General features: G+C 42.2%; 22 protein-coding genes. 21 read left to right on the forward strand and 1 reads right to left on the reverse strand.

The window, feature by feature from the left end:
* Nucleotides 1–2: 2 nt before the first annotated feature.
* The 8 genes from rseP (at nucleotide 3) to rnhB (ending at nucleotide 8,444) form a co-directional block, all read left to right on the forward strand.
* Nucleotides 3–1,370 (forward strand): RIP metalloprotease RseP, encoded by a 1,368-nt coding sequence (gene rseP / locus ACQ96U_RS04075; protein WP_431719955.1) that lies wholly within the window; start codon nucleotides 3–5, stop codon nucleotides 1,368–1,370.
* A 70-nt stretch (nucleotides 1,371–1,440) separates the two neighbouring features.
* A complete protein-coding gene (bamA, locus tag ACQ96U_RS04080; RefSeq protein WP_431719956.1) occupies nucleotides 1,441–3,759 on the forward strand; it encodes an outer membrane protein assembly factor BamA in 2,319 nt (772 codons plus the stop codon).
* Between the two features lie 31 nt (nucleotides 3,760–3,790).
* Entirely contained in the window at nucleotides 3,791–4,303 is a 513-nt protein-coding gene (locus tag ACQ96U_RS04085; RefSeq protein WP_431719957.1) for an OmpH family outer membrane protein, read from the forward strand.
* Nucleotides 4,304–4,320: 17 nt separating this feature from the next.
* Nucleotides 4,321–5,352 carry a UDP-3-O-(3-hydroxymyristoyl)glucosamine N-acyltransferase gene (gene lpxD, locus ACQ96U_RS04090; RefSeq protein WP_431719958.1) on the forward strand — a complete coding sequence of 344 codons (1,032 nt, stop codon included), beginning with the start codon at nucleotides 4,321–4,323 and terminating at the stop codon, nucleotides 5,350–5,352.
* Between the two features lie 85 nt (nucleotides 5,353–5,437).
* Nucleotides 5,438–5,884 carry a 3-hydroxyacyl-ACP dehydratase FabZ gene (fabZ, locus tag ACQ96U_RS04095; RefSeq protein WP_027707195.1) on the forward strand — a complete coding sequence of 149 codons (447 nt, stop codon included), beginning with the start codon at nucleotides 5,438–5,440 and terminating at the stop codon, nucleotides 5,882–5,884.
* Complete coding sequence (gene lpxA / locus ACQ96U_RS04100; RefSeq protein ID WP_431719959.1) at nucleotides 5,881–6,651, forward strand: acyl-ACP--UDP-N-acetylglucosamine O-acyltransferase; 771 nt, start codon at nucleotides 5,881–5,883, stop codon at nucleotides 6,649–6,651. The genes fabZ and lpxA overlap by 4 nt, the downstream gene beginning before the upstream one ends.
* A gap of 8 nt (nucleotides 6,652–6,659) precedes the next feature.
* A complete protein-coding gene (gene lpxB, locus ACQ96U_RS04105) occupies nucleotides 6,660–7,799 on the forward strand; it encodes a lipid-A-disaccharide synthase (RefSeq protein WP_431719960.1) in 1,140 nt (379 codons plus the stop codon).
* A gap of 33 nt (nucleotides 7,800–7,832) precedes the next feature.
* Nucleotides 7,833–8,444 carry a ribonuclease HII gene (rnhB, locus tag ACQ96U_RS04110; RefSeq protein WP_431719961.1) on the forward strand — a complete coding sequence of 204 codons (612 nt, stop codon included), beginning with the start codon at nucleotides 7,833–7,835 and terminating at the stop codon, nucleotides 8,442–8,444.
* 59 nt (nucleotides 8,445–8,503) lie between these two features.
* Here rnhB and ACQ96U_RS04115 read toward each other — a convergent pair whose 3' ends face one another.
* Nucleotides 8,504–9,370: a substrate-binding periplasmic protein gene (locus ACQ96U_RS04115; protein WP_431719962.1), complete on the reverse strand. Its 867-nt coding sequence runs from the start codon at nucleotides 9,368–9,370 to the stop codon at nucleotides 8,504–8,506.
* A gap of 238 nt (nucleotides 9,371–9,608) precedes the next feature.
* Here ACQ96U_RS04115 and dnaE point away from each other — a divergent pair, with 238 nt between their 5' ends.
* The 13 genes from dnaE (at nucleotide 9,609) to ACQ96U_RS04180 (ending at nucleotide 24,845) form a co-directional block, all read left to right on the forward strand.
* Entirely contained in the window at nucleotides 9,609–13,103 is a 3,495-nt protein-coding gene (dnaE, locus tag ACQ96U_RS04120) for a DNA polymerase III subunit alpha (RefSeq protein WP_431719963.1), read from the forward strand.
* 157 nt (nucleotides 13,104–13,260) lie between these two features.
* Nucleotides 13,261–14,244, forward strand: coding sequence for an acetyl-CoA carboxylase carboxyltransferase subunit alpha (locus tag ACQ96U_RS04125; protein WP_431719964.1), 984 nt, complete (start codon nucleotides 13,261–13,263; stop codon nucleotides 14,242–14,244).
* A gap of 113 nt (nucleotides 14,245–14,357) precedes the next feature.
* Nucleotides 14,358–15,734, forward strand: a complete 1,377-nt coding sequence (gene tilS / locus ACQ96U_RS04130) for a tRNA lysidine(34) synthetase TilS (RefSeq protein ID WP_431719965.1) — start codon at nucleotides 14,358–14,360, stop codon at nucleotides 15,732–15,734.
* Between the two features lie 143 nt (nucleotides 15,735–15,877).
* The gene (locus ACQ96U_RS04135) at nucleotides 15,878–17,509 is read left to right on the forward strand and encodes a CTP synthase (RefSeq protein WP_431719966.1); all 1,632 of its coding nucleotides are present in this window, start codon (nucleotides 15,878–15,880) and stop codon (nucleotides 17,507–17,509) included.
* A 19-nt stretch (nucleotides 17,510–17,528) separates the two neighbouring features.
* Entirely contained in the window at nucleotides 17,529–18,374 is an 846-nt protein-coding gene (kdsA, locus tag ACQ96U_RS04140) for a 3-deoxy-8-phosphooctulonate synthase (protein ID WP_431719967.1), read from the forward strand.
* A gap of 41 nt (nucleotides 18,375–18,415) precedes the next feature.
* On the forward strand, nucleotides 18,416–19,705 hold the full coding sequence (gene eno / locus ACQ96U_RS04145; RefSeq protein WP_431719968.1) for a phosphopyruvate hydratase: 1,290 nt from the start codon (nucleotides 18,416–18,418) through the stop codon (nucleotides 19,703–19,705).
* A 184-nt stretch (nucleotides 19,706–19,889) separates the two neighbouring features.
* Nucleotides 19,890–20,162 carry a cell division protein FtsB gene (gene ftsB, locus ACQ96U_RS04150; RefSeq protein WP_431719969.1) on the forward strand — a complete coding sequence of 91 codons (273 nt, stop codon included), beginning with the start codon at nucleotides 19,890–19,892 and terminating at the stop codon, nucleotides 20,160–20,162.
* Nucleotides 20,163–20,184: 22 nt separating this feature from the next.
* Nucleotides 20,185–20,901 carry a 2-C-methyl-D-erythritol 4-phosphate cytidylyltransferase gene (gene ispD, locus ACQ96U_RS04155; RefSeq protein ID WP_431719970.1) on the forward strand — a complete coding sequence of 239 codons (717 nt, stop codon included), beginning with the start codon at nucleotides 20,185–20,187 and terminating at the stop codon, nucleotides 20,899–20,901.
* Nucleotides 20,892–21,365, forward strand: coding sequence for a 2-C-methyl-D-erythritol 2,4-cyclodiphosphate synthase (gene ispF / locus ACQ96U_RS04160; RefSeq protein ID WP_431719971.1), 474 nt, complete (start codon nucleotides 20,892–20,894; stop codon nucleotides 21,363–21,365). Before ispD ends, ispF begins: the two co-directional genes overlap by 10 nt.
* Nucleotides 21,362–22,417, forward strand: coding sequence for a tRNA pseudouridine(13) synthase TruD (gene truD / locus ACQ96U_RS04165; RefSeq protein ID WP_431719972.1), 1,056 nt, complete (start codon nucleotides 21,362–21,364; stop codon nucleotides 22,415–22,417). Before ispF ends, truD begins: the two co-directional genes overlap by 4 nt.
* Nucleotides 22,414–23,163 carry a 5'/3'-nucleotidase SurE gene (gene surE / locus ACQ96U_RS04170; protein WP_431719973.1) on the forward strand — a complete coding sequence of 250 codons (750 nt, stop codon included), beginning with the start codon at nucleotides 22,414–22,416 and terminating at the stop codon, nucleotides 23,161–23,163. The genes truD and surE overlap by 4 nt, the downstream gene beginning before the upstream one ends.
* Nucleotides 23,160–23,822, forward strand: a complete 663-nt coding sequence (locus ACQ96U_RS04175) for a protein-L-isoaspartate(D-aspartate) O-methyltransferase (protein ID WP_431719974.1) — start codon at nucleotides 23,160–23,162, stop codon at nucleotides 23,820–23,822. Before surE ends, ACQ96U_RS04175 begins: the two co-directional genes overlap by 4 nt.
* A gap of 108 nt (nucleotides 23,823–23,930) precedes the next feature.
* The gene (locus ACQ96U_RS04180; RefSeq protein WP_431719975.1) at nucleotides 23,931–24,845 is read left to right on the forward strand and encodes a DUF368 domain-containing protein; all 915 of its coding nucleotides are present in this window, start codon (nucleotides 23,931–23,933) and stop codon (nucleotides 24,843–24,845) included.
* Nucleotides 24,846–24,896 lie beyond the last annotated feature (51 nt).

Genomic DNA, 24,896 nt, shown 5'->3' on the forward strand with positions numbered 1-24,896 from the left:
ACATGATTGAGTTATTGCAAACAATAGTAGCGATGATTGTCGCCTTAGGGCTGTTAGTAACATTTCATGAGTTTGGACACTTTTGGGTGGCTCGGCGCTGTGGTGTCAAAGTTTTACGTTTCTCAGTTGGGTTTGGAAAGCCTTTATTCTCATGGTATGACCGGCATGGCACTGAGTTTGTGATTGCAGCCTTTCCATTAGGTGGTTATGTCAAAATGCTGGATGCAAGGGAAGGCCCTGTTGCAGAATCTGACCAATCTTTTGAGTTTACACGTAAGTCTGTATTGCAACGAATTGCAATTGTGGTTGCAGGTCCAGTTGCTAATTTTATCCTCGCCATAATCGCATTCTGGCTAATGCTGATGATAGGGATTAAAGCCCTTATTCCTGTTATTGGTGATGTTAAGCCTGATAGCCCAGCGGCAAACGCTAATATTCGCTCAGGTTACGAAATTGTTGCTGTAGGAAATGAGCAAACCCCCTCCTGGTATGACATCAACATTGCTTTGTTAAGTTACATTGGGGACACAGGCAAAATTCCACTTACACTTCGCTTATCAGCTGAAAGTGACAGTCTGCAAAGTACAATTCAGCGTGAAGTTTCCATTGATAATTGGCTAGCTGGTGTTGAACAACCAAAACCACTCGCTGCATTAGGTATTTCTGAGTTTTACCCTAAGATTCCGGCAATAGTGGGTGAGTTGATGGATGGTTATCCTGCAGTTAAAGCAGGAATGAAATCAGGTGATGAAATTCTGTCAATAAATGATAAACCTGTCGTAGATTGGAGTGACTGGGTTCAAAAAGTTAAAAAACATCCAAATCAGCCATTACAGGTTGAAATACGACGTAATAATATAAGACAAGTGTTGACTGTTACACCTGGTGTAAAAGAGAGTGAAGCTGGAACTATAGGATTTATCGGGGCTTCACCACAGGCAGTTTCATTTTCAGATAATATATTTCGCGACATAAGTTATGCGCCACATGATGCACTATTTGTTGCATTGTCTAAAACTTGGTCAATGACAGCATTGACTTTAAGCTCAATAAAGAAAATGATAGAGGGGGTTGTCTCAGTTAAAAATTTGAGTGGCCCCATTACAATTGCAAAAGTTGCTGGTGATACAGCACGTTCAGGTATTGAGAGCTTTCTCAATTTTCTGGCGATATTAAGCATCAGTTTAGGTGTTTTAAATCTACTACCAATACCAGTACTTGACGGTGGGCACCTTGTTTATTATCTCATTGAATGGGTTAAAGGCAGCCCTGTGTCACAAAAGACTCAAGAGTTTGGTAGTCGTATAGGCATTGCATTGATCATCATGATGATGTTTATTGCCTTTTATAACGACTTGAGTCGTCTGTAGTTTATTTTTTGGGGGAACCTGCCTTCGGGTTCGTGATGTTTCATCTTACAGCTCTGGAAGAACGGATTCCATGAAGCGATATCTGTTGTCTCTACTTTTCGGCTGTACGGCTTTACCGTACGTATGTTTGGCGGATTCATTTATCGTCTCAGATATTCGCGTTGATGGTTTGCAACGTGTATCTGAAGGTACGGTTTTTAATGCACTGCCTTTAACCATTGGTGATGAAGTCAATGCGCAAGCAATTACTGAAGCAACACGTGGCCTATTTAAGACAGGTTACTTCCAGGATATACGGCTTGCACGGGATGGGAATATTCTTGTAATAACGGTGGTTGAGCGTCCTTCTATCAGCAGTATTGATATTGAAGGTAACAAAGCAATTGATACTGAAAAGCTACTTGATGGTTTGAAACAAGAAGGTCTAGCGCCAGGTGAAATTTATGAGCAGGCCACGCTTGAGGCTATTCGTTTACAATTAGAGCGGCAATATGTGGCGCAAGGTCGCTATGGCGCGAAAATTGAGTCAGAAATAACACCTCTCCCACGAAATCGTGTGGGCATTAAAATCAATATTAAAGAAGGTAAAGTGGCGACCATTGAACATATAAATATTGTTGGAAACAGTATTTATCCAAATGATGAGCTGCTTGAGCTTTTTCAATTACAACCTTCTGGCTTACTTTCTTTTTACACCGATGATAATAAGTATTCGCGTGAAAAATTATCTGGTGATTTAGAACGTCTACGTTCTTACTATTTAGACCGTGGTTATATCAATTTTAATATTACCTCTACTCAAGTCTCTATTTCGCCAGATAAAGAAGAGGTCTACATTACAATTAATATTCACGAAGGTGAGAAATATACAATTAAGGATGTAAAACTCGCTGGTGATATTAAAGTACCTGAGTCAGAGATGCGTAAGCTTATTGTGGTAAAAGAGGGCGATACTTTTTCACGGAAGGCAATTACTAAAACAGAAGAATTTTTAGCTAGACGTTTAGGTAATGATGGTTATACGTTTGCTAACGTAAATACGATTCCACAGCCTCATGATGAAGATAATAGTGTGAGTGTTACCTTTTTCGTAGACCCTGGTAAGCGTGTTTATGTACGGCGAGTGAACTTTATAGGTAATACGAAAACTGAAGACGAAGTATTGCGTCGAGAAATGCGTCAAATGGAAGGTGCTTGGGCATCTACTCATAAAATCGAGCAATCAAAGACCCGCTTAGATAGGCTGGGTTATTTTAAAGAAGTTAATGTTGAAACAACACCTGTACCAGGCACTACCGATCAGATTGATGTGAATTATGGTGTTGAAGAACAGGCTTCTGGTAGTGTTTCAGCCAGTGTTGGATTTTCTCAGGGAAGTGGTTTGATTTTAGGTGGAAATATCAGCCAGCGTAACTTCTTGGGTACAGGAAACAGGGTTAACTTAGGCCTTAATACCAGTAAGTCCAGAACGTTATACCGCTTTGGCTTTTATGATCCTTATTACACTGTTGATGGTGTTAGTCGTGGTTTTGATGTGTTTTATCGCACCACTGATTATGAGGAAAAAGACATTTCCAACTATTCAACAGATGTATGGGGTGGCAGTATGACATTTGGTTATCCACTGTCAGAAACCTCAAATTTAAGTTTTGGTTTTGGTCTTGATCAAACCGAAGTAAAAACGGGTACTAATACAGCTAAACAAATTCAAAACTTTATTGATGAAGAAGGTGATAAATACCTTAACTACAAATTCAATATTGGTTGGAATGAGTCCACCTTGAACAGGGGGGTATTAGCAACTCGTGGTCATTCACAAAGTTTAGGATTAGAGCTGGCGCTTCCTGGCAGTGATCTACAGTTTTATAAAGTGAATTATCGAGGTCAGTTGTTTAAACCATTAACTGATAGCTTAACATTACATCTTAAGACGAACTTAGGCTACGGTGATAGTATTGGTAGCACATCTGAAATGCCCTTTATAGAGCACTATTATGCAGGTGGTTTCGGTTCTGTGCGCGGTTTCAAAGATAATACCCTTGGCCCACGAGCAATACGTAAGGATAATACTGACGACGACCCCATAGGGGGAAATGTTTTAGTGGAAGGGACTGCAGAAGTTATTTTCCCACTACCTTTTATTCGTGATCAGCGTTCTATACGAAGTGCTGTATTTCTGGATGCGGGTAATGTGTTTGACACCAGCTGTCGTAGTGATGAAAACAACTGTAGCAATGTAGATCTTGGAGAGCTGCGTTACTCTGCAGGGTTTGGAGTAACCTGGATTACAGGTCTTGGACCACTGACTTTCAGCTTGGCAAAAGCCTTAAATGCTGATTCAGATGATGAGACTGAAGTGTTCCAATTTGCTCTTGGACAAACCTTCTAAAAGCGTTTGAAGCGAATTTATAGGAGATGTGATGTTGTCTAGTAAGCTGGGTAAAATTATAGGTATTAGCCTTGCGCTTTTGGTCGCTCCTTTGGCTTCTGCTGAAATGAAAATTGCCGTTATTAATTATCAAAAGGCAATGTTGGAGTCTGATCAAGCAAAACACTATGCAAAACAAGCCGAAGCAAAATTCGGTGGTAAAGTGAAAACATTGCGTGCACTTGAAGCAGATGCAAAGTCATTGAATCAAAAGTTGCAAAAAGATGGATCTGCAATGAGTGATTCTGAGCGTACAAAGCTTCAACTTCAATTAAAGCGCAAAGCTGAAGATTTTCAGGTGCAATCTAAAGAATTGCAGATTGAAAAAAATAAAGCAGATCGTGAACAAATCAAAAGCTTAAAGCCAAAACTGGACTCTGCTATTGCTCAGGTGGCTAAAGCAGGTGGTTACGAAATTGTATTAGAGAAATCCGCAGCTTACTATGTTGACGCAAAACATGATATAACCAATAAAGTTATACTCAAGTTAAATCAAATGCGTTAATTCTATAGTAGGGTTTCATGAAAGTTGCTTCAGCTTATACACTTAAGCAGGTGGCTGAGTATCTTCAAGCTGATTTAATCGGAGATGCTCAGTTAATATTGACAGGGTTGGCTACACTGCAAGATGCTACGCCAAAAGATTTATCTTTTTTGGCTAATCCGGCCTACCGAAAATACCTTGCTACATCAAAAGCTGGAGCAGTTATTTTGAACCCTGACATGGCGGCACAATTTTCAGGTAATGTAATTGTTGTCGCCAATCCTTACCTTGCATATGCTAAGATTTCCCACCTTTTTGATTCAAGTCGACAGTTTGAGACGGGTATTCACCCTTCAGCTGTAGTACATCATACCGTTGAGTTAGCTGACTCTGTTTATATAGGTCCTAATGTTGTTATAGAATCAGGCGTTACCATTGGTGAACACGCTGTTATTGAGTCTGGCTCAGTGGTGGGGCGTGATAGTTTAATTGGTGCTTATACACATATATCGCGTAATGTCACTATTTGTTACGGAGTAACCGTTGGCGAACGCGTTATAATTCACAGTGGAGCTGTGATTGGGGCTGATGGATTTGGCTTTGCACCTGAACAACACCAGTGGCAGAAAATTGCACAGTTAGGTAGTGTCATCATAGGTGATGATGTTGAAATTGGTGCAAATACAGCGATTGATCGTGGAGCTTTAAGTGATACGATTATTGGTAATGGTGTGAAGCTGGATAACCTTATTCAGATTGCTCACAATGTAGTAATTGGTGAAAATACTGCAATTGCTGGTTGTGTGGGTATTTCTGGAAGTACAACCGTTGGAAAAAACTGTACAATAGCTGGGGGTTCTGGCTTAGCCGGCCACCTGAAAATCACTGATAATGTGCACATTACAGCAATGACTCTGGTAACTAAGTCTATTGACCAGCCAGGGACATACTCCTCTGGAGCAGGCACAAGCATGCCTGCTGCACAGTGGAAAAAGCAGGTAGTACGTATTCGTCAGCTTGATGAGCTGGCTAAGCGCATTCACCAGCTTGAAAAACGTAATGAACACTAACGGTTAGTGGTGTAATCCTCATTAAAGGTTTTGCCCCAGTCGTCACTAGCATTACCTCGTTATTAGAAACAGGCGAAATCAAAGCATGATGAATATTCAAGAGATTAAAGCGTATCTCCCGCAACGTTATCCCTTTTTGTTGGTTGATCGAGTTGTAGAGCTGGATCTGGAAGCCAACACAATCTCTTGTTACAAAAATGTCAGTGTTAACGAAGAGTTTTTTAATGGTCACTTTCCTGAGCATCCTATCATGCCTGGCGTATTGATCATTGAAGCGATGGCTCAAGCTGCAGGGATTTTAGGTTTTAAAATGAGTGGAAAGCAGCCTGAAGATAATCATGTGTATTATTTTGCAGGTGCTGACAAAGTACGTTTTAAACAGCCTGTTGTGCCAGGTGATAGACTCCAGCTTAATGCTTCATTTGTAATGGAAAAACGTGGAATCTGGAAGTTTTCTTGTCAGGCACTGGTTGATGGTAAATTAGCCAGCTCAGCAGAAATTCTATGTGCTAAGAAGGAATTACTACCTTGATTGATCCGCGGGCTATCATAGATCCAAGTGCAAAACTGGCTGCAGATGTAGAGATTGGCCCATGGACATATGTAGGGCCGAATGTTGAAATTGATAGCGGTACAGTCGTTCACTCTCATGTGGTGCTAAAAGGCCCAATGCAAATTGGAAAAAATAACAGAATTTTCCAGTTTGCATCTGTTGGTGAGGATTGTCAGGATAAAAAATATAAAGGTGAGCCAACTCGGTTAGAAATTGGTGATAATAATATTATTCGTGAAGGTTGCACTATTCATCGTGGTACCATCCAAGATAATGGTGTCACGAAAATAGGTAATAACAACTTACTTATGGCTTATGTTCATATAGGACATGATTGTATTTTGACCAATGATATTATTATGGCTAATAATGCCGCTATTGCAGGGCATGTCTATATTGGGGAAAGCGTTATTTTAGGGGGCTACTCAACGGTTCACCAGTTTTGCCAGGTTGGGGCCTTCAGTATGAGTGCAGCTCATACTGCTGTATTTAAAGATATTCCTGCATTTGTTACGGTGAGTGGTAACCCTGCTGCAGCCCATGGTATGAACTATGAAGGTATGCGTAGACGGGGTTATTCAGCTGAGCTGATCAATGTGCTAAGGCGTTGTTATAAAATTATTTATCGTCAAGGGTTGACCTTAAAAGGTGCCATTACCGAGCTTGAGCAATGGTCAAGCGAATATGATGAAGTACAACGTTTAATTGACTCACTCCTGTCTTCTAATCGGGGTATAACCCGCTAGCTAGTATCATGACCTCAAACAAAAAGATAAGAATAGCCATTGTTGCTGGTGAGGCATCAGGCGATTTGCTAGGTGCTGGCTTAATTAAGTCATTGCAGAAACGATTTCCTTATGCAACATTTGAGGGTATTGGTGGCCCTCGCATGTTAGCGCTTGGGTTTAAATCCTTTGAGTCGATGGAGCGTTTGGCCGTCATGGGGCTGACTGAAGTTTTAGGTCGAGTCCCTGAGCTTTTACGATTAAGGCGTCGATTAGTTGAATACTGGCAGCAACATCCACCAACAGTGTTTATTGGGATCGATGCGCCCGACTTTAATTTAGGTTTAGAAAAAAAGTTAAAGTGCTCCGGAATAACAACAGTGCACTACGTAAGTCCTACTATTTGGGCATGGCGTCAGAAAAGAGTGTTTAATGTGGCAGAGAGTACTCATCATGTGCTCACTTTATTTCCGTTTGAGGCTGCATTTTACGAAAAGCATAATATTCCTGTTACGTTTGTAGGGCATCCCCTGGCTGATGATATCCCTTTGGAAATGAGCCAGCAGGCTGCTCGGGAAAAGTTAGCTGTTGGTAAGCGTCCTACACTAGCGGTGTTACCTGGCAGCCGGCGGAGTGAGGTTGAGCGGCTGGCTAAATTGTTTATGCACGCTGCTAAGCTTTGTCAACATCAACTCCCAGATTTGCAAATTTTAATTCCGGCAGCGAATAAACACCGTCTTCAGCAAATACAGGCAATAGCACAGGCTTTTCCTGAGTTATCAACTCACGTTTTTCTAGGACAGGCTCAAGATGTAATGGCGGCAAGTGATGCTATTTTGCTTGCATCAGGCACTGCGACACTGGAAGCGATGTTGGTAAAAAGGCCCATGGTTGTTGCCTATCGAGTTTCAGGTTTAACGCACTTATTAGTATCTAGTATGCTAAAAACACCTTATGTTTCGCTACCTAACTTATTAGCTAATAAGTTACTGGTACCTGAGCTATTGCAACAGCAAGCGACATCAACTCACCTTGCTGTTGAGATTATGAATGCATTTCATCCTAACACGGCCTTTAAATTACACGACACTTTTCGACAAATTCACCAGCAGCTTCGCTGTAATGCAAGTGAGCGGGCAGCCGATGCCATCACGAAGCTAATTTCATAACTCTTACTTAAAATTTTGTTGGTTTTTCAGCGCATGACAATTGAGTTTGGTTACGACTACCTTGCTAAGCAAGGAATCATTGAAAGTAGGATTGCCGGCGTAGATGAAGTAGGACGAGGTCCTCTTTGTGGTGCTGTGGTTGCGGCTGCAGTCATACTCAATCCAGAAAAACCAATTGCTGGCTTGAATGACTCTAAAAAGCTGAGTGAGTCAAAACGAGAACAAATAGCTGAGCAAATAAAAACAGAGGCTCTCAGTTGGTGTTTAGGCAGGGCTGAAGTAGAAGAAATAGATACGATTAATATTTTACATGCTTCAATGTTGGCTATGCAGCGTGCAGTAAATGGCTTATCTGTGGCACCTGAACATGTTTTAGTGGACGGTAATCGTTGTCCGCAACTGTTGTGTTCAAGTCAAGCAGTGGTAAAGGGCGATAGTCGTATAATGGAAATAGCTGCAGCTTCTGTATTGGCAAAAGTGGCGAGAGATCAGGAAATGCTTGTGCTAGATGAGCAATATCCAGGTTATGGCATAGCTAAACACAAAGGTTATCCCACCAAGTATCACTTGGAGGCACTACAGTCACTTGGTCCTTCACCGATTCACCGACAGTCTTTTGGACCTGTTAAACGGTTGTTAAGTTAAATTGCTATTTTTTTGTAGTTTAAGGCCAGATAACACACTGTTTGAGATTACTAGTAATTTTAGGGTGGTGGCGGTTTCAGTGTAGCTTGCCGCTGCCAAAGATTAAGGTATTTATTAAGAAGGTTTTGTTGCTCTCCTGACTGACGAAACTGGATAACTGTTTTTCTGATAAAGGATTTAAGTTCTGGAGTATTACAGGGAGATCGCTTGGCAATTGTAAAATAAAGGCCTTCAGCGTTAACGGGTTTTTGTAGATATTCAATTTTATGTTCTATCGCCATCTCTCGTGCATAGGCTAACCCAGGATATAACTCATAAAGTACATAGTCAGTACGCTCAGCTAAAAGTAGGTTAAATGCTAGTTTTACAGAGCGAACACCATAAATTTGTAAATGTTCTGCAGCAAAACGATCAAATTTTTCGCCAAAGCTGTTATTAATAAGGGTAGCACCATGCTTGTTTTTAAGGTGCTCCCAAGTGGTAAAAGGAAAATGTTTGCCATGTAGTACAAAAAGTACGCTAGGGACTTCCAGTAAAGGAGGTTCTATATAATCCATATACTGAAGTCTTTCTGCTGTTTTAAAAGCCCCTGCCAGTAAATCAATATCACCACTTTTGGCAAGTGCTTGGGCTCGAGACCAGGGGCCAACATAGCGTGCTTTTAAGTTAATTTGCTTGCTCTTTAGAGCTTCAGATAATACTTCAACGGAAAGACCAAGTAGTGCTTTAGGGTTTTCCCGGTCTCGCCATAAAAGGGGAGGGTATTCTGAGTTGCCACTGGCTGTAAGTGTTTTACATTCTGCAGCAGAAGCAGGTGAGGATGAAAAATCTAAGGCAACGAAAAACAGAAGAAAAAGCGCTAGCAGCGATTTCTGGCTTCGCTTGATAGGATGTGCTGGCATGCCAATGACAAGCGCATCTTTCATGAAAGCGGGATCCATTATGTGAATTGTTTTATAAGTTATAAGTATTAATCATTCACAGAAGTGATAATCTAAACACACTTCGTAAAAAGATTCGAGGTTTGATTTTCTTAGCTCTGAGGAAACAGTTTAGGCCATGACAACTGACTGGGTAGGCTTTACAATGCTATCCCCTGAAACCACGGACATATCTAATAATATTTCCCCAATTGAATCAACAGTTTAACAGCTTGAATCGCTCATGTCTCATCAGTCGCCACGATTTATACATTTACATGTTCATACAGAATACTCTTTGGTTGATGGCCTTGTAAGGGTTAAAGAGCTGGTGAAAGCCGCTCAACAGGACCAAATGCCCGCTGTGGCTATGACTGACCAAGTCAACTTATATGCTTTGGTTAAGTTTTATAAAGCCGCAATGGCTGCAGGCATAAAGCCAATATGTGGTGCAGATATTTGTCTCACCCCATTGGAAGGAAGCTCATCCCCCTCACGTGTTGTGTTATTAATTATAAATGACGTAGGTTATCGAAATCTGACGGAACTTATTTCGATGGGCTATCAACGGGGACAAGCACATGGTAAACCTGTTGTCGAGCGTGAGTGGCTTGAGCAAAAAGCAGAGGGATTAATTGCGCTATTTAATAAGGACAGTGATGTTGGTCAGTTGTGGTTGTCAGGTCATCAACAGGAAGCTGTAGATACACTTCAGTATTGGCAGCAGTACTTCTCCAGTCGTCTATATTTGGCTATACAGCGAACAGGGTTACCTAATGATGAAGGTTTTGTTCATGGTGCTGTGACCCTTGCAGAAAAAACAACGTGTCCATTAGTTGCGACAAATGATGTACGCTTTCTGGTTCAAGATGACTTTGAAGCTCATGAAACCCGAGTGTGTATCGGTGAAGGACGTGTGCTTGATGACCCGCGCAGGCCAAGAATTTACAGTGATCAGCAGTACTTTCGAACGCAAGAGGAGATGGTTGAGCTATTTGCCGATTTGCCTGAGGCATTAGCAAACTCAGTTGAAATAGCCAAGCGCTGTACACTGAATGTTCGGTTGGGTAAATACTTTCTACCTGAATATCCAATCCCGCAAGGGATGACAATGGATGAGTTTTTCCGCAAGCAGAGTCTTGATGGACTGGAGCTGCGGCTTGAATTGATACTTGATCCAGAGTCCGATGACTATCAAGCGAGGCGTAAAACATATCTGGATCGCTTGGAGTTTGAGCTAAATATTATTATCTCAATGGGGTTTCCTGGTTACTTTCTCATTGTGATGGACTTTATTCAGTGGGCTAAAAATAATGGTGTTCCCGTTGGCCCTGGGCGGGGATCAGGTGCTGGTTCATTAGTGGCTTATGCACTGAAAATTACAGACCTTGATCCATTAGCCTACGACTTGCTTTTTGAACGGTTTCTTAACCCTGAGCGGGTGTCCATGCCTGACTTTGACGTTGACTTTTGTATGGATGGCCGAGATCGAGTGATCGATTATGTGGCTGATCAGTATGGACGTGATGCCGTTTCGCAGATTATAACCTTTGGTACGATGGCCGCTAAGGCGGTGGTCCGTGATGTGGCTCGGGTACAAGGTAAGTCATATAGTCTCGCAGATAAACTCTCTAAAATGATTCCCTTTGAAGTGGGTATGACGCTTCGTAAAGCATTTGATCAGGAAGAGCCGCTTAGAGAATTTTTAGAAAATGATGAGCAAGGCCAAGAAATCTGGGATATGGCGTTAAAGTTGGAAGGCATTACCCGTAATGTCGGTAAGCATGCGGGAGGGGTGGTTATAGCACCCACAAAGTTGACCGACTTTGCACCACTTTATTGCGATGAGCATGGACATGGCTTAGTTACCCAGTTTGATAAGGATGATGTTGAGCAGGCAGGTCTTGTTAAGTTCGACTTCTTGGGATTAAGAACGCTGACCATTATTAACTGGGCAGTAAATGCTATTAACGTTGAGCGGGCTAAACAGGGAGAGTCTGCCTTAGATATTATGCAGATTGACCTGGCTGATAAGGACTCATTTCAACTCCTACAACGAGCAGAAACAACGGCAGTTTTTCAGCTTGAGTCTCGAGGAATGAAGGAGTTAATCAAGCGGCTGCTACCTAGCTGTTTTGAGGATATTATTGCCTTGGTTGCATTGTTCCGGCCTGGGCCCCTTCAATCGGGGATGGTGGATGATTTTATTAATCGAAAGCACGGCCGTGCAGCTGTTGAGTATCCCCACCCAGATCTAGAACCCGTTTTATCAAATACCTATGGTGTTATTCTTTACCAAGAGCAGGTAATGCAAATTGCTCAGGTATTGGCCAAGTACTCACTGGGGCAAGCCGATATGCTCCGCCGAGCAATGGGTAAGAAAAAGCCAGAAGAAATGGCAAAGCAGCGGGAGATATTTAATAAAGGAGCTTCAGATAATCAAATTCCTGTCGAGCAGGCAACTTATATCTTTGATTTGATGGAAAAATTTGCGGGGTATGGATTTAACAAGTCTCACTCTGCAGCCTATGCGCTTGTTTCATTTCAGACTGCCTGGCTAAAGACACATTATCCTGCTCAATTCATGGCCGCTGTGTTATCAGCAGATATGCACAATACTGACAAGATTGTGACCCTGATAGAAGAGTGTCGCATCATGAAACTAGCCATTGTGCCTCCAGATGTGAATGTCAGTAGTTATCAGTTTGCTGTGAATGATCAAGGTGAGATTGTTTATGGGTTAGGTGCCATCAAAGGGGTAGGTGAAGGCCCTATTGAGGCTATTGTTGGAGCACGAGGTCAAGCCGGATTCAAAGATCTTTTTGATTTTTGTCAGCGTGTTGATAGCAAGAAAATTAACAAGCGAGTATTAGAAGCGCTGATTCGTTCAGGGGCACTTGATAAGCTAGGCCATAACCCCGCCGCTAAAGGACCAGAGCTTGGAAAGGTTCGAGCAGTTTTAGCGGCAAGTACCGAAGAAGCAGTTAAAACAGCTGAGCAGCTTGTTAAAGGGGCTGATAGTGGGCTTGGTGATTTGTTTGAAGATTTACTCGTCGATGAAAGTGCTGATGTGTATGAAAAGTACCTGGCCGTTACTGAGTGGTCTGATCATGAACGTTTAAAAGGAGAGAAGGATACATTAGGCTTATATCTGACAGGGCATCCAATAGATAGTTATGAGTCTGAACTTCAGCACTTTATTCGCCAGCGTATTACCGAACTGAAGCCTGGACGGGAAACACAAACCCTTGCAGGTTTGATTGTTGCCATGCGAATTATGAAAAATAAACGTGGTGATCGTATGGCATTTATTACGCTTGATGATCGTACGGCACGTATTGAAGTTTCAATCTTTGCAGATCAGTTTCAACAATATCAACACTTAATTAATAAAGATGCCTTGGTGGTTGTTGAAGGTGAAGTGAGTCATGATGACTTTTCAAATAGCCTTAAGGTGAGAGCAAAACGACTAGTCAGTTTACTGGAAGCTAGACAACATTATGCAAGACAGTTAGTGCTTAGACTTTATGCTCAACGGGTGGATACTGAGCAAATTACACAGTTAGCGCATTTATTAACACATCATCAAGGTCCTATCCCTGTAACGGTAGAGTATTATCGGCCTGATGCTAAAGCACAGTTACTGTTAGCTGAGCAGTGGCAAATTACGCCTAGTGATGAACTCATGCAGCTGTTGAAAAATACATTTGGTAAAGAAAATGTGGCCATAGCCTACTAGCTGTTTGTTATGCAAGACGGTAATATTGGCGGCTTTATTTTTATTTTTCTAAAACGAATTTTTAGTAGTGAGCAATAACTCATAAAAAACTTAATCTGTGTGGTTATTGCTGGCTATAGTCACCACGTAGGCCAGACGTTGGGGTACGACATTTGATATGAATCCAAATTACTTAGATTTTGAGCAGAAAATTGCTGAGTTTGAAGAAAAAATTGAAGAGCTGCGTCAGATTCGACTGGGGCCTGATGAAGGTACCGATAATGACTTTAATGTAAGTGTTCAAATTGAGCAGATGCTACAAAAAAGTAAGGAAGAAACTAAAAAAATCTTTAATAACTTGTCATCTTGGCAGGTCGCGCAATTAGCAAGGCATCCATTACGCCCTTACACACTGGATTATGTAAAGCATATCTTTACTGATTTTGATGAATTACATGGTGATCGCAAATATGCTGATGATGCGGCTATCGTTGGGGGTATTGCCCGCTTAGATAATAAGCCCGTAATGGTGATTGGTCATCAAAAAGGCCGGGATGTTAAGGAGAAAGTAAAGCGTAATTTTGGTATGCCCAAACCAGAAGGTTACCGTAAAGCGTGTCGTTTAATGGAACTGGCTGAGCGCTTTAAAATGCCCATTATTACGTTTATTGATACACCAGGCGCTTACCCTGGTATTGGTGCAGAAGAACGTGGTCAAAGTGAAGCCATTGCTTACAATCTAGCGGTCATGTCTCGCTTAAAAACACCAATCATATCAACGGTTATTGGTGAGGGTGGATCTGGTGGTGCATTGGCAATCGGTGTCTGTGATCACTTGATGATGTTGCAGTACTCTACTTACTCGGTTATTTCACCTGAGGGATGTGCATCCATTCTGTGGAAGAAAGCTGAGCGCGCTGAAGATGCGGCTGAAGCTATGGGTATTACTGCAGATCGTCTACTGGATTTAGGGCTTGTGGATCGTCTTATTCCAGAGCCGTTAGGTGGTGCTCACCGTAATGTGACTCAAATGGCATCCAGTATCCAAGAGGTGTTGCTTAAAGAGTTAGATGTTCTGCAGCGGATGGATACTGATACTTTACTGGAGCATCGTTATAAGCGATTAATGAGTTATGGTAACGTGTCTGATCAAAGCCATTAGGCTTACTTAGTTAACAGATAAGCGATCATCCAATTGTTCAAGCCATCTCAGTCCATAAACAGAGATGGCTTCCTACCCGTTTCCCCCATTGTTAGACCTAGTGAATAAACAGCATGGCTAAAGCGTTTAATCTCACGGCAGACTGGCTACTTGCTCAATTAAAAAAAACAGGTGCATCTTCTTTTTGTGTCGGCTTAAGTGGTGGCCTTGATTCTGTGGTGCTGTTGCATTTGTGCAAATGTCTCTTTCTAAGGGGGCAGTTAAAAAGTCTGCGAGCTATTCATATCAACCATGGCTTGAGTATGAATGCTGAACAGTGGTCGTCACACTGTGTGTCACTAGGAGAACAATGGAGCGTACCTGTTTCTGTTTTTAGTGTTCAAGTCGAAGGTGCTGGTCAAGGCCTTGAAGATGCAGCCAGAGCGGCACGTTATGAGGTTTTTGCTAATGAGTTGCAAGAGACTGAATGTTTACTCTTAGCCCATCATGCGCAAGATCAAGCAGAGACATTGCTTTACCGGCTATTTCGTGGAGCTGGCGTTGAAGGACTTGCGGCTATGCCAGCATCAAGAAATGTAGGTTTAGGCTCACTATTTCGACCATTATTACAGGTTAATCGCCAGGCTATCGCACAGTATGCTGAGCAACATGAGTTAGTCTGGGTCAACGATGAGTCAAATGACCAAGTTGATTTTGATCGCAATTACTTGCGTCATGAAGTGCTTCCTGCTGTGTTACAACGCTGGCCAAATGTAATTGCATCTTTAACGAAGACAGTTCAACACTGTACGGCGGTGACAGAAATTTTACATGATGTAGCCATACAAGATATGCAACACGTTGTGCAGGAGCCTCCATTCATTACAGGTATGGATGGTTTCCCTATTTACCTTCCTGCTTTTTTACAACTTTCAGAGGCTCGTCAGAGTAATGTTATTCGTTACTGGCTACAGGCGTTAAACTGGCCAAAACCCTCAACAGTGCATTTAGCTCAAATCACGCAGCAACTTAATGCCCGACCTGATGCTTCGCCACAAATTTGTTGGGGGAATGTCATGGTCAGGCGTTACAAAGAGTGGCTTTTTGCACTGCCTGCTCAGATGAACGACTTACCAGAAGCCGAAGTATTAAATATTACTACAAGTAATCAGCATCACTTATCAGGCAATGGCTTATTAATGTTGTCATCGATCAATAACAATGTGCCTAGAATTCAGGTAGGCTCTGCTTCTCAGTCGTTACATATTATTTATCGTGAACAATGGCCTACAGAAAAAAAGTTTGCAGTTGCTGAAAGAAGTGGTAAAAAAACATTAAAAAGATGGTTGCAAGAATTTAATGTTGTGCCATGGTTACGAGATCGAGTGCCATTAATTGTGAATAAAAATGGACAATTGGTGGCTGCTGCAGGGTTTTGGGTAACGGCTGAATTTGCGGCTCAGGCGAGTGAGCCTGGTTGGAATATTGACTGGCAACCGTGTCTAACCTGATCGGTTTGTACGTAAGTTAAGAGATAGTTGATTGAGCTTACTAGCAGTTTCTGGTAGCCTGTAGTCCCATCTTGACGTGACCAGTCTCCCTTCCACTCCTTGGTCATAAACCGCAACTTTTCTGAAAATTCTACAGGTTCTTCATGACGCGCTATATATTCGTCACAGGTGGTGTTGTTTCTTCGCTTGGTAAAGGCATAGCAGCTGCTTCGTTAGCCGCTATTCTAGAAGCTCGAGGGCTGAAGGTTACCATGTTGAAGCTGGACCCTTATATCAATGTTGATCCAGGTACTATGAGTCCCTATCAGCATGGTGAAGTCTTTGTCACAGATGATGGTGCGGAGACAGATCTGGATTTAGGACACTATGAACGTTTCATTCGTACCACGATGAAACAGGGTAACAACTTTACCACAGGTCGTATTTATCAAGATGTTTTACGAAAAGAGCGTCGTGGTGACTATCTGGGAGCAACTGTCCAGGTAATTCCTCATATCACTGATGAGATTAAGCGAAGAGTAATTGAAGGTGCGGGTGACGTTGATGTTGCCTTAGTTGAGGTCGGTGGCACTGTTGGTGATATAGAGTCTCAACCCTTTTTGGAAGCGATTCGTCAGTTAAAAGTTGAGCTGGGCACTAACCGAGCACTATTAATGCACTTAACGCTTGTGCCTTATATTGCAACAGCGGGTGAGACTAAAACCAAACCAACTCAGCACTCTGTGAAAGAATTACGCTCAATTGGTCTCCAACCAGATATTTTGGTTTGCCGTTCAGATCACCATATTGATGCTTCTGCCCGCCGTAAGATTGCACTTTTTACGAATGTCGAAGAACGCGCTGTTATTTCCCTGGAAGATGCGGACACGATTTATCGTATTCCCAGTATGTTACACAAACAGGGACTGGATAATATTATTGTGGAGCGTTTTAACCTTCAGTGTAACCCTGCTGATTTAAGTGAGTGGTCTGCAGTAATAGACGCAGAGAAAAACCCATTGCATGAAATTAACTTAGCGATGGTGGGTAAGTACATGGACTTACTGGATGCTTATAAATCACTGATCGAAGCGGTAAAACACGCGGGTTTAAAAACGCGTACCAAAATTAATTTTAAGTTTATTGATGCTGAGCAGCTTGAGCGAGATGGTATTGATGTGCTTGGGCAAATGGATGCTGTTTTAATCCCTGGAGGTTTTGGCCAGAGGGGTGTTGAAGGCAAAATTATGGCTGCTCGTTATGCTCGTGAAAACAATGTACCTTTTTTAGGTATTTGTTTGGGGATGCAGGTTGTTGTTATTGAATATGCACGTCATGTAGCGGGTATTGAAGGCGCTTACTCTACTGAATTTGAACCAAACTGTAAGCATCCTGTTATTGGCCTGATTACCGAGTGGTTAAATCGTGACGGTTCTGTTGAACAGCGTGGACAGGAATCTGACCTGGGCGGAACAATGCGGCTTGGTGCACAAGACTGCCTGTTGACTGAAGGTACTAAAGTTCAACAAGCCTATGGACAGTCGGTTATTCGTGAGCGTCACCGTCACCGCTATGAAGTAAACAACAATTATTTACCTCAACTAGAGCAAGCAGGCTTAGTTATTTCTGGAAGGTCTGCCGATAAATCTTTAGTAGAAATTGTTGAAGTACCTAATCATCCCTGGTATGTCGCTTGTCAGTTCCATCCAGAGTTTACATCGACTCCACGTGATGGCCATGGGTTATTTACAGATTACATTCAAGCAGCACTGGCTAAAAAAGCTGGTAAAGAATAAATAAGGGGGGATCTACACCATGACACAGAAAGTAATCTCCGTTGGTAATGTTCAAGTGGGTAACCAGTGCCCAATGGTGCTGTTTGGTGGCATGAATGTCATTGAGTCTCGTGACTTGGCACTTCAGGTTGCTGAGATTTTTGTTCGAGCTACTGAAAAGCTTGGCATTCCATATGTTTTTAAAGCTTCATTTGATAAAGCAAACCGTTCTTCAGTCACTTCTTTTCGAGGGCCAGGGCTTGAAGAAGGGTTGAAAATTCTTCAAGAAGTGAAAAGTACATTTGGTGTTCCCGTTATCACTGATGTACATGAGCCTGAACAAGCTAAACCGGCAGCTGAAGTAGCTGATGTCATTCAGCTGCCAGCATTTCTTTCTCGACAAACTGACTTAGTTGTAGCCATGGCTGAGACAGGTGCCGCGATTAATATTAAAAAAGCACAATTCTTGGCACCACATGAGATGAAACACATCCTTACTAAATGTGAGCAAGTAGGGAACGATAAACTAATTTTATGCGAGCGTGGTTCTTGCTTTGGGTATAACAATCTAGTGGTAGATATGCTTGGTTTTGGCATTATGAAGCAATTTAACTACCCTGTGATATTTGATGTAACCCATTCATTGCAGCAGCCTGGTGGTCGAAGTGACTCAGCCGGTGGGCGTAGAGAACAAGTCGTTGAGTTGGCTCGTGCTGGTATCGCAACAGGCATTGCGGGTCTATTCTTAGAAACGCACCCTGATCCTAATCACGCAAGATGTGATGGGCCATCAGCACTGCGTCTTTCTCTGCTAGAGCCTTTCCTCAAACAAATGAAGGCTTTAGATGAATTGGTTAAAAGCTTTGAGCCGCTGAATACCCAATAAGTTTTTCACCTGTAAATTCAATCGTTGGAGTTTAAATAGGTATGGCTGAAATAGTTGATATCAAAGCGCGTGAGGTGTTGGATTCTCGTGGTAATCCAACTGTAGAAGCCGATGTTATCTTAGCATCTGGAGCTGTAGGTAGCGCATGTGCGCCTTCTGGTGCATCAACAGGTTCTCGTGAAGCATTAGAATTGCGTGATGGTGATAAGTCACGTTACTTGGGCAAAGGTGTTTTAAAAGCCGTTGCTGCAATCAATGAAAAGATTCGTCCAGCACTACTTGGTAAAGATGCAACCGACCAACGTGCAATCGACAAAATCATGATTGAGTTGGATGGTACTGAAAACAAATCCAACTTTGGTGCTAATGCAATCCTGGCGGTATCTTTAGCTAACGCAAAAGCCGCAGCAATCGACAAAAAAATTCCTTTGTATCAGCACATCGCTGAACTCAATGGTACAGCAGGTGTTTACTCTATGCCTGTACCTATGATGAATATCCTTAATGGTGGTGAGCACGCGGATAATAACGTTGATATCCAAGAGTTCATGATTCAACCAGTGAGTGCGCCTTCTTTTGCTGAAGCATTACGTTATGGTGCTGAAATCTTCCACACTTTGAAGAAAGTATTGCAAGAGCGTGGTTTGAACACAGCTGTAGGTGATGAGGGTGGTTTTGCACCTAACCTGCCATCCAATGAAGCGGCATTAGAAGTGATTGCTGAAGCTGTCAGCAAAGCTGGTTTCAAACTGGGTGAAGACGTGACATTAGCACTAGACTGTGCTTCTTCTGAGTTCTACAAAGAAGGTAAATATGACCTGAGTGGTGAAGGTAAAGCCTTTGACTCTGAAGGTTTTGCTGATTACCTTGCTGAGCTTTCACAAAAATACCCAATCATCTCTATTGAAGATGGTATGGATGAAAGTGACTGGGATGGCTGGGCTGTATTGACTCAGAAAATTGGTGATAAAGTTCAACTCGTTGGTGACGACTTATTTGTAACCAATACCAAGATTTTGAAAGAAGGTATTGATAAGAGCATTGCTAACTCAATCCTAATCAAGTTCAACCAGATTGGTTCTTTATCTGAAACCTTAGATGCAATCAAAATGGCGAAAGATGCTGGTTACACTGCTGTGATTTCTCACCGTAGTGGTGAAACTGAAGATGCTACGATTGCAGACTTGGCTGTAGGTACTGCGGCTGGCCAGATCAAAACCGGTTCACTATGCCGTTCTGATCGTGTGGCTAAGTACAATCAACTGCTTCGTATTGAAGAAGTTTTGGGTGCTAAAGCTCCTTACAAAGGCCGTGCCGAGTTTAAAGCATAAACAATTGGCTCAACAGGCTTTATGGAAAAAGGGAAACACTTGTTTCCCTTTTTTATACGGTAAATTTCTTGACGTTTTTCGGAAAATTGGATTTATTGTAAAAATCTGTGTCTGCGATAACCTTATCAGGAAAAAATCAGGTAAACTGTCTTGCTTCGTTGAGCAAAAGATCAACTATTGAAACATGAAGCGGCTTAACTATGTTTTAATTGTGCTATTCATCATACTGCAATACCAGTTATGGCTGGGTGATAGCAGTGTCAGTCGATGGTGGCAAACTAAACAATACATTAGTCAACAAGGTTTAGAAAACCAGCGCCTTAAACACCGTAACCGTATTTTAGAAGCGGAGGTTGTTGAGCTTCAAAATGGCTTGGAGACCATTGAAGAGCATGCCCGTTTTGAGTTGGGTATGATTAAACGAGGCGAAGTTTTTTATCAAATTACCAGTCCATAAACTCCTTTCACGTTTTATACCTATGCAAAATAGCGCTCAATATTGGGTCATTGTGCCTGCTGCCGGTATTGGCAAACGAATGGGACAAAAATGTCCTAAGCAATATTTGCAACTTGGACAATATACAATTCTGGAACATACATTACGGCGGTTGCTGACGTTTCCTTATTTCACCAAGATTATTGTCGCTTTAGCTGCAGGTGACTCTTATGCCAAGCAGCTTTCTATTTTAGATGACCCGAAAATTATCAAGGTTGTTGGTGGAAAAGAGCGGGCAGATTCGGTATTAGCAGGTTTAACTGCATTAAATGCTCAATCCAATGCGGATGATTGGGTGCTGGTGCATGATGTGGTTCGACCTTGTGTTCGCCATAGTGACTTACAACAGCTTATTTCCACGCTGAGTGATCACCCTGTGGGTGGTTTGCTGGGTGTACCTGTGGTCGATACCATCAAACGCACCAGTGAGCAGGGGGTTATTGAGCAAACGGTAGACCGGCATTTGTTATGGCGAGCATTTACACCACAAATGTTTCGTTTCCAATTGCTGTTCGACAGCTTACAGCAGGCGTTGGTCAATAATATTACAGGCATTACAGATGAAGCCTCTGCCGTCGAACATGCAGGTTTTCAACCACTGATGGTCGAAGGTGCAGAAGATAATATTAAGATTACGCGGCCTGCTGATTTAGCACTGGCAGCATTTTACTTACAGCAACAGGGGATAGCATGCGAATAGGTCATGGCTATGATGTACATCGTTTTGGGGATGGGGACGCGATTGTATTAGGTGGGGTAACGATTCCTTATCATCAGGGGTTAGTCGCTCATTCTGATGGTGATGTTCTACTCCATGCGTTATGTGATGCATTATTGGGTGCTGCCGGATTAGGAGATATTGGTCGTCATTTTCCGGATACTGATCCGAAGTTTGCTAATGCAAACAGTCGACACTTGTTGACTAATGTAATATCACAGTTAAAAACAAAGGGTTGGCAAGTCGGTAATGCTGATCTTACTATTATTGCGCAAGCACCTAAAATGGCAGCCCATATCCCTCAAATGCAGATGAACATTGCTGCTGATGTGGGAGTATCACCTGATTGTATTAATGTAAAAGCAACAACCACTGAGCAATTGGGTTTTACTGGGCGTAAAGAAGGTATTGCGGCACACGCTGTTGTATTGTTGAAATCTATATGACTGAGAAACAAATTATCCTTAAGCCTCTACCATTTGCCTATGGTGGGCCACTTTGTACGGTTCGCTTTAAAGCTTCTCCAGAAGACTTTATTGTTAATGAAGTGTTGGGCTTTGAACCTTCGGGTCAGGGTGAACACTTTTGTTTGCAGGTGAAAAAAACGGGACAAAATACAGCTTGGGTTGCAGACCAGTTAGCGAATTTTGTAGGGATTAATAAACGACAAGTCAGTTATTGTGGTCTTAAAGACCGTCATGCAATTACCCGTCAGTGGTTTTCTTTACCCTTTCCAATCAAAAAAGATGTTGATTGGCACTTATTTAAGGTACCTGGGGTTGAGATTGAACATGTTGTACGGCACCACCGAAAACTAAAACGGGGAACGCATCTTGGTAATGAATTCCGTATTCGCTTGTATGGTGAATTTCCTGAAAAGCAAATTGTTGAACAAAAACTAGGTATTATCCAGGCGCGAGGCGTGCCCAATTACTTTGGTGAGCAACGCTTTGGTATTGCGGGTGATAATGTTCGAGCTGCGGAAGCAAGCTTTGCAAAACAATCATTATCACGCATGTCACCAAACAAACGGAGCATAATACTGTCAACTGCGAGGTCTGTTCTGTTTAATCATGTTTTAGCGAGCAGAGTTGCAGATCATAGCTGGAATCAATACTTACCAGGTGATGTACTACAGTTTAATGACGGTAATACCATTATTAAGGCTGATGCAATTGATGAAGTGATTCTCCAGCGTTTTGAAGCGGGTGAGCTGTTTGCCACAGGCCCTCTTTGGGGTGAAGGAGCGCTGCTAACCGCTCATGAAGTAGCAAAACTGGAGAAGACTACTGCAGAATCTGTGTCTTTGTTTGCGGACGGCTTGGTCCATGCGGGATTGAAGCAGCAACGGCGAAGTTTGGCTTTGGTACCTAAGCAGTTGGTTTGGCAGTGGTTAAGTGAAAACTGCTTAGAAATTAACTTTTTCTTAGCAAAAGGGTTATATGCAACCACAGTCATTCGTGAATTGGTGGAGTGGGGGGACTCTCAAACAGCATGAAGTTTTTATTAGCTAATGATGATGGGGTTTTTGCACCTGGCTTGATGGCACTTTATGAAACAGTATCGCAAATTGGCCAGTGTGATGTGGTGGCACCAGATCAGGATCGTAGTGGTGCGAGTAGTGCATTGACTTTAGATAAACCGTTACGTCCCACTCGCTTAGCAAATGGTTTTATTAGCTTGAATGGGACGCCTACTGACTGTGTTCACTTGGGGATTAACGGCTTATTGCCCCAGGAGCCTGATATGGTGGTCAGTGGCATTAACTTGGGCGCTAATCTCGGTGATGATGTATTGTACTCAGGTACTGTGGCGGCTGCTTTAGAGGGGCGATTTTTAGCAACGCCTGCTATTGCTGTCTCATTATGTAGTCGTTCTGCCGCTAATTTAAAAACCGCCGCTCATGTTGTACAACAATTAGTGTCTAATATTGAAGCGTTGATATTGCCGCCTCGTAGTATTCTTAATGTCAATGTACCTGACTGTCCCTGGTCTGAAATTAAAGGTATCCAGTTAACAAGACTTGGCCATAGAGCGAGAGCGGCAAAACCAGTTAAACAAACTGACCCTAGAGGCAAAGAGGGATACTGGATTTCAGTAGTAGGAAAGGGGGAGGACGCAGGAGAAGGGACGGACTTCCATGCAGTCAAAGCTGGTTATGTTTCAGTGACCCCATTACAAATTGATAAAACACATTACCAAGTGTTTTCACATGTAGGGAGTTGGTTGGAGGAAATTTTGTGAAAAAGTTGGATGTTGCCGGGATTGGCATGACTTCCCAACGTACTCGAGAACGTCTTATTCGGCGTTTACAGCAAGAGGGAATTAAGGATGAGCGCGTGCTGGAGGTTATGCGTGATGTTCCTCGACACTTGTTTGTTGATGAAGCACTTTCGCATCGCGCTTATGAAGATACTGCTTTACCCATCGGGTTTAGTCAAACCCTTTCACAGCCTTATATTGTTGCCAGAATGACGGAGGCTTTGCGTCAATCTGGGCCATTAGGAAAGGTATTGGAAATTGGTACAGGCTCTGGTTACCAGACCATAATTTTATCCCAACTTTGCTCTCAAGTATTTTCGGTTGAAAGAATAAAATCATTGCAGAGAAAAGCAGAGCAGAAACTTCGACAATTAAATGTTAGGAATGTACGTTTTCGCTACGGGGATGGATTTGAAGGATGGCCAGGTTATGCACCTTATGATGGCATTATTGTTACGGCTGCACCAGAAGATGTGCCAGAAAAACTAATAGACCAACTCGCAGAAGGAGGGCGTATGGTGATACCGATTGGGCAGAGTTATGAACAACAGTTAGTATTGTTGACTAAGACTTCAACGGGAATTACCCAGCGTATGCTTGCGCCTGTTAGGTTTGTCCCATTATTACCTGGTGCCGTATGATTATACCCTTCTAACAAAATGGCAGTAAGGGTGTAACTAACGAATCAATAGGGCTAGCCTTTTTTCAAACAAGAGATAAACAGTTATTTTATTAAAGGTTCTTTTATTATGCTGTTGTTATTTTTAAAAGGTATGGCCATGGGGGCGGCTGATATTGTGCCAGGTGTTTCAGGAGGAACGATAGCTTTTATCACTGGAATTTATGATCAACTGATCGAGTCTGTTCGCCGTGTCAATCACCAAGCGCTTCGCCTTTTATTTAGTGATGGTTGGAAGGCGGCTTGGGAATATATTAATGGCCCATTTATTGTCACTTTGTTTATGGGCATTTTAGTAAGTATTTTCTCGCTTTCTCAAGTCATTAGTTATTTATTATTAAATTATCCTGTACATCTCTGGTCGTTCTTTTTTGGACTTATCATTGTCTCTGCATTTTTTATTATTCGGCAAATTGAACGTTGGCAATTTTCCAGTTTAATGAGTGCTATTTCTGGAACTGTGTTTGCGTTTTGGATTACCGTCGCTACGCCTATTACGATGTCTGCAGACTATTTTCATCTATTTTTAGGTGGCGCTATCGCTGTATGCGCAATGATATTACCCGGTGTGTCGGGGAGTTTTATTTTACTGTTGCTAGGCTTATATGCTCCTGTTATTGATGCGATAAAGTCATTTAATATTCTCACCATAGCGACAATTGGTTTAGGTTGTGTGACAGGGTTATTATTATTTTCTAATGTTTTAGCATGGTTATTAAAAAATGTAAGGGATATAACATTTGCATTTTTAACTGGATTAATGATGGGATCCCTTAATAAAGTTTGGCCCTGGAAAGTCACCGAAAGTATGCGTCTAAATAGTGAAGGTCATGAGGTACCTTTTTTACAAAAAAATGTTTCACCTTTTGATTATGAAATGATTACCGGTGAGTCAAGCTCACTTGTGTTGGCAATAATTTTAATGATTACCGCTATTGTTTTAGTTATAAGTTTAGATCGTTTAAGAAGACCGGTTCATGACTAGTCTGGAGTGACCGGCGATTAGTTTTAGTATGATAAAGAATGGAATATTTGT

Origin of the sequence: Zooshikella sp. RANM57 (genome assembly GCF_050749885.1) — a bacterium.
Lineage (GTDB): Bacteria > Pseudomonadota > Gammaproteobacteria > Pseudomonadales > Zooshikellaceae > Zooshikella.